Source organism: Sulfurospirillum arsenophilum NBRC 109478 (genome assembly GCF_000813345.1).
In the GTDB taxonomy this organism is placed as follows: Bacteria; Campylobacterota; Campylobacteria; order Campylobacterales; family Sulfurospirillaceae; genus Sulfurospirillum; species Sulfurospirillum arsenophilum.
The window spans coordinates 112,935-125,515 of record NZ_BBQF01000003.1 but is presented as its reverse complement, the minus strand read 5'-3'; the positions used below and the strand labels follow the sequence as shown (position 1 = coordinate 125,515).

Annotated in this window: 13 protein-coding genes; 7 read left to right on the top strand and 6 right to left on the bottom strand. The window is 43.1% G+C overall.

Annotation, left to right across the window (positions count from 1 at the left end; translation table 11 throughout):
* Window positions 1-3: 3 nt before the first annotated feature.
* Complete coding sequence (locus SAR02S_RS08210; RefSeq protein WP_041958701.1) at window positions 4-876, top strand: nickel/cobalt efflux transporter; 873 nt, start codon at window positions 4-6, stop codon at window positions 874-876.
* A 40-nt stretch (window positions 877-916) separates the two neighbouring features.
* Here the strand turns inward: SAR02S_RS08210 and SAR02S_RS08205 are convergent, their stop codons facing one another.
* From SAR02S_RS08205 to SAR02S_RS08195, 3 genes are all read right to left on the bottom strand, one after another.
* Window positions 917-3,031 (bottom strand): Tex-like N-terminal domain-containing protein, encoded by a 2,115-nt coding sequence (locus SAR02S_RS08205; protein WP_041958699.1) that lies wholly within the window; start codon window positions 3,029-3,031, stop codon window positions 917-919.
* A 119-nt stretch (window positions 3,032-3,150) separates the two neighbouring features.
* Window positions 3,151-3,906, bottom strand: coding sequence for a nitroreductase family protein (locus SAR02S_RS08200; protein WP_041958697.1), 756 nt, complete (start codon window positions 3,904-3,906; stop codon window positions 3,151-3,153).
* Between the two features lie 8 nt (window positions 3,907-3,914).
* Entirely contained in the window at window positions 3,915-4,208 is a 294-nt protein-coding gene (locus tag SAR02S_RS08195) for a putative quinol monooxygenase (protein ID WP_041958695.1), read from the bottom strand.
* Between the two features lie 435 nt (window positions 4,209-4,643).
* Here SAR02S_RS08195 and SAR02S_RS08190 point away from each other — a divergent pair, with 435 nt between their 5' ends.
* The 5 genes from SAR02S_RS08190 to SAR02S_RS08170 are packed head-to-tail and all read left to right on the top strand — an operon-like array spanning window position 4,644 to window position 9,692.
* Window positions 4,644-5,744 (top strand): GTP pyrophosphokinase, encoded by a 1,101-nt coding sequence (locus tag SAR02S_RS08190; RefSeq protein ID WP_052433576.1) that lies wholly within the window; start codon window positions 4,644-4,646, stop codon window positions 5,742-5,744.
* 27 nt (window positions 5,745-5,771) lie between these two features.
* The gene (locus SAR02S_RS08185; RefSeq protein WP_041958693.1) at window positions 5,772-6,374 is read left to right on the top strand and encodes a pentapeptide repeat-containing protein; all 603 of its coding nucleotides are present in this window, start codon (window positions 5,772-5,774) and stop codon (window positions 6,372-6,374) included.
* Between the two features lie 38 nt (window positions 6,375-6,412).
* Complete coding sequence (locus SAR02S_RS08180) at window positions 6,413-7,081, top strand: tRNA-uridine aminocarboxypropyltransferase (protein ID WP_084218474.1); 669 nt, start codon at window positions 6,413-6,415, stop codon at window positions 7,079-7,081.
* 35 nt (window positions 7,082-7,116) lie between these two features.
* A complete protein-coding gene (locus SAR02S_RS08175) occupies window positions 7,117-8,190 on the top strand; it encodes a glycoside hydrolase family 3 N-terminal domain-containing protein (RefSeq protein ID WP_232294021.1) in 1,074 nt (357 codons plus the stop codon).
* Window positions 8,191-8,216: 26 nt separating this feature from the next.
* Complete coding sequence (locus SAR02S_RS08170) at window positions 8,217-9,692, top strand: amidohydrolase family protein (protein ID WP_041958689.1); 1,476 nt, start codon at window positions 8,217-8,219, stop codon at window positions 9,690-9,692.
* A 60-nt stretch (window positions 9,693-9,752) separates the two neighbouring features.
* Here SAR02S_RS08170 and SAR02S_RS08165 read toward each other — a convergent pair whose 3' ends face one another.
* Window positions 9,753-10,382, bottom strand: a complete 630-nt coding sequence (locus tag SAR02S_RS08165; RefSeq protein WP_041959389.1) for a LysE family translocator — start codon at window positions 10,380-10,382, stop codon at window positions 9,753-9,755.
* A 136-nt stretch (window positions 10,383-10,518) separates the two neighbouring features.
* Between SAR02S_RS08165 and SAR02S_RS08160 the strand changes: the two genes are divergently transcribed.
* On the top strand, window positions 10,519-11,184 hold the full coding sequence (locus SAR02S_RS08160) for a nitroreductase (RefSeq protein ID WP_041958687.1): 666 nt from the start codon (window positions 10,519-10,521) through the stop codon (window positions 11,182-11,184).
* Here the strand turns inward: SAR02S_RS08160 and SAR02S_RS08155 are convergent.
* Together SAR02S_RS08155 and SAR02S_RS08150 are read right to left on the bottom strand one after the other, a co-directional pair.
* Window positions 11,150-11,737 carry a GNAT family N-acetyltransferase gene (locus SAR02S_RS08155; protein WP_041958685.1) on the bottom strand — a complete coding sequence of 196 codons (588 nt, stop codon included), beginning with the start codon at window positions 11,735-11,737 and terminating at the stop codon, window positions 11,150-11,152. The two genes, SAR02S_RS08160 and SAR02S_RS08155, sit on opposite strands and share 35 nt — an antisense overlap.
* Window positions 11,722-12,573 (bottom strand): bifunctional transcriptional activator/DNA repair enzyme AdaA, encoded by an 852-nt coding sequence (locus tag SAR02S_RS08150; protein ID WP_041958683.1) that lies wholly within the window; start codon window positions 12,571-12,573, stop codon window positions 11,722-11,724. The genes SAR02S_RS08155 and SAR02S_RS08150 overlap by 16 nt, the downstream gene beginning before the upstream one ends.
* Window positions 12,574-12,581 lie beyond the last annotated feature (8 nt).

Sequence of the window (12,581 nt, the reverse complement as noted above, 5' to 3'; positions counted from 1 at the left end):
AAAATGACGGATATCGCTTCAATTATTCAAAGCAGTTCAGGTAATGCGTGGCTCTTTCTTCCCAGTGCCATTCTCCTTGGCGCACTGCATGGACTAGAACCAGGGCACTCTAAAACGATGATGGCGGCATTTATTATCGCCATTAAAGGAACGGTCAAACAGTCCATCATGCTCGGACTTGCCGCTACACTTTCACATACTGCGGTGGTTTGGGCTATCGCACTTTTGGGTATGCATTTTGGCGCTCGCTTTGCAACCGAAGCGGTGGAGCCGTATCTTGAAGTTGTTTCGGGTTGTATCATGGTAGGCATTGCGCTGTGGACACTTTGGCAAACACGTAAAAATGAACGTGCCTGCTTTAGCGCCCATGAACATGACGACCATCATCATTCGCATGAGCATAGTCATGACCACGACCACGATGAGCATCATCATCACGATCATCATCACGATCATCACCACAGCAAAGAAGAGATCATCTTTGAAGAGCTTGGAAGTTGCAATGACCCGCATGAGCTTGCACACGCCAAAGATATTAAAAAGCGTTTTTCAAACAAAGAAGTGACCAACTGGCAAATTTTACTGTTCGGACTAACAGGTGGGCTTATTCCCTGCCCTGCGTCGATTACAGTGCTTCTCATCTGTTTGCAACTTAAACAGTTTACGCTCGGTGTTGCGCTTGTGTTAGCTTTTAGCGTGGGGCTTGCACTAACACTGGTTTTATCAGGAGTGATTGCCGCTCTGAGTATGCGCCATCTTTCACAAAAATGGAATGGCTTTGGGGAGTTTGCTAAAAAAGCACCTTATGTTTCAGGTGGACTTATTTTGCTTGTTGGCTTGTATATCGGCTATCAGGGATTGCACCATCTTCTCTAAGTGATTTTTACATGTAAGGAAAATCCTTACATGTAAACGCTTACACCTCTTTGAGGCTAAGGCTGACTTTGCCTTTTTCTTTGTCCACTTCGATGACACGAATACGCGTTAACTGCTGGTTGATGCTCAAAACTTCCAACGGATGCGCGATGCGTTTGTCGCTCATTTGGGAGATGTGAATGAGTCCATCATTTTTCAGCCCAATGTCCACAAATGCCCCAAAATCGGCGATATTTCGCACTACTCCTGAAACAATGGAGCCTTCGCTTAACTCACTAATGTCGGTTAGGTCAGAACGAAATGCAATCGGTGGCAATGTTTCTCTTGGGTCAAAACCAGGTTTTAAAAGCTCAGCGATGATGTCTTGAAGCGTCGCCTCACCAATGCGATGCTCACGGGCTAACGCGATGATCTGCTCTTTGCTCAGTTGTGCTATATCTTCGCGCAGTAAAAGTTGCCCAGCAATGACGTAACTCTCAGGGTGAACGCCCGTATTGTCCAGCACACTTTTACCCTCGCGAATGCGGAAAAACCCTGCGCATTGCTCGTAGGCTTTGGCTCCTAAACCCTTTACATGTAAAAGTTCAGACTTACATGTAAACGCATCCTTATTCTCTCGATGCTCGACAATAGACTTTGCAAGTTTTTCACCTACTCCCGCCACATACGAGAGCAGTGAAACCGAAGCACTATTGGGGTCAACGCCAATGCGGTTAACCAAATCCTCAATGACTTCATGCAGTTTTTTCTCTAGGCTTTTTTGATCGACGTCGTGTTGGTATTGCCCAATACCCAAAGATTTTGGATCAATCTTCACGAGTGCCGCCATTGGGTCACGTAGACGTTGGGCGATGGAAATTGCCCCTCGTATCGTCACATCCAAATTTGGATATTCTTGCGTAGCAATTTTAGAAGCCGAGTAGATAGAAGCACCCGCTTCTGAAACCACCGTATAGGCGAGATTCAACCCCTCTTCACGGTTTAGACGTGCAAAAAATTCTTGGCTTTCGCGAGAACCCGTACCATTGCCAATCGCCACAGCGGTGATGTGGTACTTTTGCGTAAATTCTTTGATAACTTTAGCGGAATTTTCATAGTCACTTTGCGGTGGCGTTGGGTAAATAACCGCATGGGTCAGGTACGTGCCATGTTCATCCACAACAGCGAGTTTGCACCCCGTACGATACGCTGGGTCAACGCCCAAAATCACACGCTTGGTCACAGGTGGCGTGTTTAAAAGTTGAGAGAGATTTTTACCGAATGTTGCAATCGCCTGTGTATCGGCTTTTTCTTTGATAAGTACGTGAATCTCTCGCTCCAAAGAGGGAAAGAGAAGTCTTTTAAACCCATCCAAATAGGCTTCCAAAAGATAGCTTTTAGAACTTCTAGCGTTACGTGGAATGCGGTAACGCTCTATCGCACTTTCCACTCTTTCCATCTCGTGCAGTATCTTTACATGTAACTCTTTTTCGCTCACACCACGCATCATTGCTAAGTAACGATGTGAGGGAATCGAAGCGATGCGTTCCGCTTTGCCTGCAAGTTTGGCATAAAGTCCATCAGGCTTGAGCGTTTTTGTTGCTTTGATCTCAAACGAAGCGTAGTCATGCAGTTGTGACCGCCAATACTCACGCTCTTTCGCATCGTCACTGTAACGCTCCGCGATAATGTCTTGCGCTCCTGCAATCGCTTCTTTAACGCTTCCAACTTTCTCGTTCACAAAACTCTGCGCCTTTTTCTCAAACGCTTCGAGCTCTAACTCCGCCCTCTCCAAAACATCGGCTAATGGACTGAGCCCCGCCGCAATTGCCAACGCCGCACGGGTATTTTTCTTCTCTTTGTAAGGCCTGTAAATGTCTTCCAACTCTTGCAGCGTCTTCGCCTTTTCAACCGCTTTTTTCACCTCATCGCTGAGAACGACTTTTTCAGCAATCAGCCGTAAAATCTCTTCTTTACGATCATGTAATTTTTTGGCATACGCATAAATGCTATCAAACTCCCTCAGCTGTTCATCACTCGCACCACCCGTCATCTCCTTGCGATAACGCGCGATAAAAGGGATGGTTGAGCCCTCTTCTAAAAGTTTTAAAATGTTGATGATATTTTCTTTGGCAATGCCTGTTTTTTGAACTAAAATGGGGATAAGTGGGTTCATGATTTTTGCTTTCCTAGGTTTTACATGTAAAGATTTTTGGAGAGGTATTTTAGCGGAAATAGAATGATTTTATGTGTAAAGAAAAAGGGATACGGTTTCATATCCCTGTCTAAAAATAGTTATTCGTCTTTAAATGCAAACCCTTGTGCCATTAAAACTTTGCCTGTTTTTCGGTAATAAATGCTCGAATACGCGTTCGAAGTAATCTCAGCGTAGGTAGGCATAGAACCACTTCCTGTTGCATCTCTAAAAGCTTTGAAGGTTTTATCGTACTCAAACACGCCCTTTTTCACTTTTTCACTGTCGTAACTATCTTGCATTGCAAAACTCTCAAGTGCAACACGTGGTTTTAAAGGAGCATTTTTAGCATCTTGTGTAGGAACTCCGATAGTGCAACCTACGGCTAAAAAGGTCTTTGGTGGAAGGTTAAAGAGTTGTATCATCTTGTCAGAATTTTCACGTACCGCCCCAATACATGTTGTGCCATACCCCAACGCTTCGGCAGCGACTTGAAGCTGAATAAGCATAATGCCCGCATCCACAGCGCCTACCATAATGCCCTCGGCACTCTGCTCGATGACGTGTTTTTTTCCCATACTCTCAGTAATCATATTCGTACGATTAAAGTCGATGACAATGCCAACAAAAACCTCAGCTGTGGCAATATGCGCTTGATGGTTGCACAACTCGGAAATCTGTTTCAATTTGGCTTTATCCCGTGTGTAAACAAGGCTGATTTGTTGAGCGTTGATAGAGGTTGGAGCACGTTGCGCCGTTTTAAAGATAAGCTCTAAGCTTTCATCACTGATGGCTTCACCGGTGAATTGACGGATCGATTTTCGATTTTGCAGTTGTTTGATGGTTGGATTTTCCATTGCGTCTCCTATAAGATTTTTTCTAATTTTTGGAGCGATAAACTCTCAACCTTGTCACCTAAAAATGTTTTGTATGCATTGAAGTGCTCTTTTTCCATGTGTGCTGCCAAAAGTGCTTCGCTCTCCCATGTTTCCACAAAAACATAGGTATTTTCTTTTTCTATATCTTTATGAACATCGTACTGCAAGCAGCCTTTGTCTTCTTTGTGGGTAGCCTTGTGTAAAGCCGTCAAAGCTTCCATAATTCCTTCATTTTTTGAATTTTTCAAGACTAATGTTGCAATTAAAACGATTTTTTTCATTGGCTCTCTTCCTTTTTAAGTTCTTAGTGAAGTATAAGAGTCATGTACTTAAACTTCTCTTACAGTATTTTTTTAACGTAATGGAAAAATGAGAGAATATTGGGCTATTCGTGGGTGAATTGAGGATAAACTATTTTACATGTAAAGAATCAGTGCAAGAGGAACAATTTTTTATCCCTCTTGCATGGGCGTGTAGATGACTAAGCTTTTTTTGCTTTTTTCTCTTCACGTTTCTCTTTTAACGACTTTTCGGGTTTCTTTTTGACTTCTTTTTTCATATCTTTACTTTTTGCCATGCTCTCTCCTTTTTGAAGTTGGTTAATACTTCTTAATTGTATAAGAGTTGGGCTTAAAGAAAACACTCAACCTCATTTCGCACAATCTTAAGCTCGCATACTATAAAATAAAATGATTTATCTCGTACAAGGAGTCCTTTTGGAAAACAACAAACATCATCTCATCGCCGAGTTTGAAAAAGAGCTCAAGCAGTATGAAAGCTTTAGCGACAAAATGGACATCTTACTCAAAGAACTCCTAGACCAAGAGAACATCTCGTACCACTCCATTGAAAACCGAGTCAAAGAAAAGAACAGTTTATCGAAAAAAATAGACGGCAAAAACAAGTACCAAGACCTCAGCGAGATCACCGATATTGTGGGTTGCCGTATCATCAGCTATTTTGAAATTGATGTTGAAAAAATCGTCAATCTTATCTTTAAAGAGTTCAAAATAGACGAAGTAAACTCCATCGACAAAAAGAAAATACTCGATCCCGACCGTTTTGGCTACCTCTCCTATCACATCATCTGCTCCATCAACGACGAGCGCGCACAGCTAAGAGAGTATAAAAACTACAAAAATCTCAAATTTGAAATCCAAGTGCGAACCATCCTCCAGCACGCGTGGGCAGAGATAGAACATGACATCGGCTACAAATCCAACATTGCCGTTCCAAGGGAGTTCCGTCGAAAATTCTCACGCATCGCCAGCATTCTTGAAATTGCCGATGATGAATTTAGCAGGCTTAAACTCGACATCCACAATTACGTTGAAAATATTGCCAAACAAGGGTTTGAAAACATCGACATTAACGCCGAAAGCCTCAAACTTTTCATCGAACAATCAAACGATTTGGAAGAGATAGAAGCTCATATTATCGAAAAACTAGAGTTAACCTCGGTTGCCTTTTCAGAGCAGATGCAGTCGGCGAACATCAGTCTCTTTTTAAACATTATCAACACCTTTACAACCTATAAAGAGATCTTGGAGGTTCAAAACTCCATTCAAAAAAACAAAGAGCTTATCAAGCAGTTCATCGTCAAATGGGCACACGCTAGAGGCAAATTGCTTGAGCGTTTTCGTGAAAATTTTGAGCAAAAAGATGGCTTTATCATAGGCTACGCTTTGATGATCGAGTTTTTTGAAACCAACCACAAAGAGGGACTTGGTGCTTTTTTCCCAAGCCTTTCTGCTCACGAAAAAGAGGAAGCAGTGGCATTGGCAGTGAAAATATACAAAGAAATTACACAAAAATAAGTTTTAGACGAAGAAGGTATTTAATCAATGGCTCTCCAATGTATCACTGACAAGATGGACGTATTTGCAGAAAATTTTACAGGTGTGAATCTGCACAAACAAAAGATCACCAAAGCAGAGTTTGATGACTGCACCTTTGTCTCATGCGATTTTAGTCAAACATTTTTCTCCTCGTGTCGCTTTATAGGGTGTTGTTTTGAAAACTGCAACCTCAGCCTGATGAAACTCACCGACACCAAAATGAACGCTGTTCAGTTTTCCTCATGTAAAATGATCGGGATTGATTGGACGATGGCAAATTGGGAGAGTCTTCTCTCTATCGAACCACTCCAGTTTCGAGAATGCCTTCTGGGTGACAGTAATTTTTTTGGCTTAACCTTGAACGGACTTGTGATGAGTGAATGCCGTATAACCGAAGCCGACTTTAGAAGCGCAAAACTCGAAAAATCAGACTTTCGAGGCTCTGACCTCAAAGGCTCACTCTTTGGAAATACCCATCTGGAATACGCCAATTTCACGGATGCAAGCAACACGATGATCGATCTGCGCACCAACCATCTCAAAGGGGCTATTTTCAGCCGATACGAAGCACTTCAGTTGCTTGAATTAATGGGAATTGTACTGGTTTGAATGGGTTACGAGAGAAGTCTATAATTTTAAGGTGGGCAATGCAAACGATTTATGGTGATAGAGCAAAATGTTATAAGTGTCACAGACCCAAAAGCTCGTGTATGTGTACTCATATTCGCCCCATTGCGACGCAGACCAAATTTATCGTTTTGATGCACCCCAAAGAGTTTAAAAAAACCAAAAACGGCACGGGGCATTTGACGCATCTCTCCTTACCAAACTCTGAGCTTTTTATGGGCATCGACTTTAGTGACAATGCGCGCATCAACGAGATCATCGCAACGCATGAGAGTTTCATTCTCTACCCCTCCGCTCATGCTATCAACCTGAGTCACAAAAATCCTCTGGCTGAAAAAGCTTTACATGTAAAAAAACCGATGGCGATTTTCCTCATCGATTCAACATGGGCGTGTTCGCTCAAAATGATGCGTGAGAGTAAAAACTTGCATGCTCTTTCGCACATCAGCTTTGACGCCACGAAGCGTTCGGAGTTTAAGATCAAAGAGCAACCCTTGGAGTATTGTTTATCTACCATTGAGTCCACACTCACCGTGTTGGAGCTGCTGAGTAAGTGGCAGATCGAAACGATAGCGCAAGAGAAGATAGAAGCGTTTCTCACCCCTTTTCACGCGATGATTGACTATCAACTAAAGTGTATTGAAAACCCACTGCATCAAGCCGTAAGATTCAAGCCTAGAAAATCCTAACTGCGCTATAATTTTCTAAACAATAAAGGATATTTGTGCGTTTATTTGTCCTCTTTTTTACCCTTATAACCTCTTTATTGGCGCTTCCAAATGATGGTGAACTCAAAAAAATGATCGGTCACATGCTGGTCGTTGGCTTTGATGATGCGACTATTGATTCGCAAAGTACCATCGTTAAAGAGCTACAAAATTATGAACTGGGTGGGGTTATTTTATTTGACAGATTTTACAAAGAGAAAAATCGCACAAAAAATATTAGCTCTCCAGAACAACTAAAAGAACTGAGTAAACAGCTCAAACGCTATGCGAAAAAACCGCTGCTTATCTCCATCGACCAAGAGGGTGGCAAGGTGGCAAGGCTCAAACCAAGTTATGGTTTTGCTGAGATTCCTTCCGCTTTTGCACTTTCTAAAACTTCACTCGAACATGCCACAAATGTTTACAGCCTCATGGCTCAGATGCTCTCAACTTATGGCATCAACTGTGACTTTGGACCCGTGGTGGACTTGGCAGTAAATCCTGACAATAAAGTAATCTTTGGGCTAGAGCGCTCGTATGGAAAAGAGAGTGAAACGGTCGTTCAGTATGCCAAAGTATTTATCGATGCACTCAAAAACAAAGGGGTTATCAGCGTGCTTAAGCACTTTCCAGGGCACGGCTCATCACTGGGCGATTCGCATCTAGGCTTTGTTGATGTTACCCAAACATGGAGCGAAAAAGAGCTAGAGCCTTACCAAAAACTCATCGATTCCAACACTGTTTCGATGATCATGTCAGCCCATGTTTATAACGCAAAATTAGACAATACCTACCCTGCGACACTCTCTTATGCCGTCAACACAACACTTTTGAGAGAAAAAATGCACTATAATGGTGTATTGATTAGCGATGATTTGCAAATGGAAGCGATTGCGAAGTATTACCCACTCAAAGAGACCGTGACTTTGGCGATTAATTCGGGCATCGACATGCTACTCTTTGGCAACCAGCTCTCACAGACGAAAACAGATGAGATTGTAGAAACCATTTTTTTACAAGTTAAAAATGGAGCCATTCCTTTTGAGCGGATCAGGCAAGCCAATGAGCGTATTGCAAACTTAACGTTTTAAAAACGTTTTACATGTAAGGAGTTACCATGCGTTATCTTCAACATCTAAGCCTCTTGGTACTTTTGAGCCTTTTTATAGGATGTACCCCAACACCAAATCTGCCGCAAAATGACGATGAGGGCGCAACCTCAGCACTGTATGAGCGCACGTTTGAAGCCAATATCCCCAATATTGCGCTGCAAAATCTCTTTTTCACTCAAATGCCTAAAGGAGGCGACTTACATCACCACTACTCAGGCTCCATCTATGCCGAAACCTACCTAGAATGGGTGAAAAATAACGACTGGTTTATCGATACGTGTAGCTTCAAAATCGTCAAAGCAAAAGGTGGCGAAACGTGCAAGATCGTCACTGTCGATCAACTCATTGCAGACGATACACTTTACCGTAAACTGCTCATGCTCTGGTCTGACAAAGACTTCGACAACCACAGCCATAACCAACTACCACCCGATAGCAACTTTTTCAACACCTTTGGCTACTTTTCGCCTATCTCAGACCAATATATGGACGTGGGGCTGAACATCATTAAACAACGTGCACTCAACGAAAATGTCTCGTACATCGAGAGCATGCTCTCTCGCATCGGCATCAACAGCTCGGAATTTTTCAACACCGATGAAGTCAAAATGTTCAATAACGAACTGCGCCATGCTACCACGCAAGAAGAGGTCAACGCTTTGCTAGATCGCATCAGTGCGGTTTATACGCGCAACCAAGCCTTTAGCGCAAAAGTGCAAAATTTTGTCACGGAGTTAGAGCGCCGACACGAAGGCATCGACACAGCAAACTTTACGATGCGCTACCAAACCTACGCGATTCGAGTGCTTGATCCTCTGCAAGTCTATACTGACTTACTTGCGGGTTATAAAGCCGTTCTTAGCTCACCCCTTATCGTGGGTGTGAACATCGTAGCACCTGAGAACAACACCGTAGCGATCAACGACTACACGCTTCACATGCGTATGTTTAACTACCTTGTGAGTAAATACCCACAAGTGCCACACTCACTTCACGCAGGAGAGCTTACCATCGGGATGGTTGAGCCTAAAGAACTTCTCTTTCACATAACCCAAGCGCGTAAAATCGCAGGGGCAAATCGCATCGGTCATGGTGTGGATTTGGCGTATGAAAAAGAGTCACTCTCGCTTCTAAAAGAGCTTAAAGAATATGCCGCAGTGGAGATAAACCTTACGAGCAATGAGTTCATCTTAGGCGTTGCAGGCAGTGAACACCCCTACTCCATCTATGCGGCGTATGGCGTGCCTATCATCATCTCTACGGACGATTCAGGTGTTTCAAGAGCCAACCTTAGCCACGAGTATGTCCTGCTTGCCAGCCGCTACCACCCAAGCTATGCGACCATCAAAAAGTATGTTTACAACAGTATCGACTATTCGTTTTTAACGCCTGCAGAGAAAGCTAAAGTAAGAGCCCAGCTCGATAAAAAATTTGTAGTGTTTGAGAAAGAGATGAGCACGTTAGCGAAGAGTTTAAAATAGCGTGATTTTTTCAAAGAGACAAAGCTAGAAACTTAAGCTTTGTCTCTTTACATGTAAAGATTATCCAAGTGCGAGCCAAACCCCAACACCTAACATCAATGTCCCTGCAATGCGGTTCATCAGCCTGACATTGTCACCTTTTTGCAAAAATTTGCGCAAGGTATTGCCACCACTCGCGTAGATAATCATACAGATCAATTCAAGTGTTAAAATAATGGCTAAAAGCACCGAAATTTGAGGAATAAGCGGTTTGCTTTGGTTGATAAAGGGTGGAAGAAGTGCGATGAAAAACGCCCAGCCTTTTGGATTGGCAATCGCTGTTACAAAACCTTGAAGTGCTAAAGAAGTTGCGGAGATGGTCGCCGAACACTCGGTATTTGAAAGCGCCATCTTGCCACGGTTTAGCCAGAGTTGCACACCCAAATAGCCTAAGTAGAGTCCACCTGCGTACTTAAAAATGGTAAAGATGTCAGGGTGTTTTATCATAATAGTCGCCACACCAATGACCGAAGAGAGTGCCACGATGCCAACGCCAATAAGCTCACCGATCATCATGTAAAACGTACGCTTAAGCCCGATGCTCATACCCAAACTCATTGCAAGCGTCATACACATACCCGGTGTCACCGAGACAAAAAAGAAAGTAGGAAGAAAAATCGCCATGATGGAAAAATCAACTGCAGAAGCCACATCAAATCCTTTATTAAAAATAGTATTATAGCCCATCTCATCTTTCTAAAAAATGGAAGTTAGTTTTAAACTATTTCATTTAATTTCAAAAAAGTTTCATACAATAGAACACAGACAAAATACAAAAGGCAATGCCATGAATGTATCTGAAGCACTCAAAACGAGAAAATCCACACGCGCTTTTTTACCCCAAGAGGTTTCTCAAACACTCATTGAAGAGATTTTAAACGATGCCAAACATGCGCCCTCTGGTGTCAATATGCAACCTTGGCACGTGTGCGTCGTCAGTGGCGAGAAAAAACGCACGCTGGAAAACAGCATCATCGAAGCCTTTGAGCGTGGAGTCAAAGAGGTCATGGACTATGCGTACTACCCTCTCACATGGGAAGAGCCTTATAAAAGCCGTCGCAAGGAGACAGGACTTTTAATGTACAGCACACTAGGCATTTCAAAAGAGGACAAACCAAGGCAAATCGAGCAATGGAAACTCAACTATCGTGCGTTTGATGCACCTGTGGTACTCTACTTTTTTATCGATGCTCATTTAGGAAAAGGCTCCTACCTCGACTATGGTATGTTTTTACAATCCATTATGCTGAGCGCTACGGAAAAAGGGTTGGCGAGCTGCCCGCAAGCCGCTTTGGCTGAATTTCCTAGCATCGTTAAAAGTGAGCTTGACATCAAAGAAAACATGCTTTTGCTCTGCGGTATAGCACTAGGTTACGAGGATACAAAAGCCCTCATCAACAGCTACCGAACGCCTCGCCTTAGCCTTGAGGAGTTTGTAACGTTTCACGCTTAAGTGCTTTTGCCGTGTCATAGACCAGTTCATAATAGTGATTGTTATTGAACGAAAACTCTTGGATCACTTCGAGTCCGATTTTTTTCGTGTGTGCGGCATAGGAGCGTGTGTTTATTTTATTGATGAATGTCACTAAAATAGGGTATTTTTTTGCCATCTGCTCTCGTGCAAAATCAAAGATGGCTTCCAGTACGCCACTGCCTCGCACGCTTTTATCGATGCAAACGGGTCCATACTGGTAGGAGTTCTCAGGAGTTATTTTTTGCCCCAAATACTCAAGGTTCGGTAACTCTTCCATCATATACGCAAAGATCGGCCAAGCCGCCAAGAACTGCCACGAAGCGGACATCACATACGCGACAACTTCACCCTCGTGGATAGCGATAAAAAGCCCCTGCTCTTCGTTGATAAGTTTGGTTAACTCCTCTTTGGTGAGAGCGGTTGTCACGAAACCATCTTTTTTATCTTCCTCTTGGATTGTCTGGATCTGATACTTCGCATGGAGCTTTAAAACATTGTCGATGTCACTGAGTTCGGCTATTTTGAGGTGCATGTCTCTTCCTTGTTGATTGATTCATAGGCGATGAGAATTTTTTTGCGCTCAATCCCCCATCGGTATCCGCTCATTGCGCCACTTTTGGCGATCACCCGATGACACGGGATAAGATAGCCAACATGGTTTTTGCCAATGGCACTCGCCACAGCGCGAACAGCGTTTGGTTTATCCAGAAAATTCGCCATATCTTGGTAGGTCGCGACAATGCCATTGGGAAGGTTGAGAAGCGCTTTCCAGACATTGACTTGAAAATTTGTGCCTTTGACCAACAGGGTGTATTTTTTGTTTTTGAGAAAAATGTTCTCCAGATATTCACGCGCTTTTGCTTCATCGTGCAGTAGATTTGCATTTTCCCAAAGTTCTTGAAACCTAGCAAAGATGAGCGCTTTGTTGTTGTCGATAAATCCCAAATAACAGATGCCTTTGTCAGTAAACCCGATCAACGCCTCGCCAAAAGGCGTTTCGCCATAACCGTATGTTATACGAACATCTTTTCCTTTTTCACGCCACTCTTTAGGCGTCACACCAATGAGGTTGACAAAAAGTTCGTGAAGACGGCTCGTGCTTGAAAGCCCAATGTCTAAACTGCTATCCAAAATAGAACGTGACTCTTTGATGTGCTCTTTGGCGTAATTAAGGGTCACGGAGTGTAGAAACTGCTTAGGCGTCACACCCACATACTCTTTGAAAACACGAATAAAGTGGAACTTGCTCATGCCTATATTTTTAGCAATCTCATCGATGGAGGGCTGTTCTTTGAAGTTGTCATCGATGTAGCGAATCGCCTTTTCGATCTGTCTATAATTGTCCGATAACTCAACGTTAGAGCTCATGGATAGAC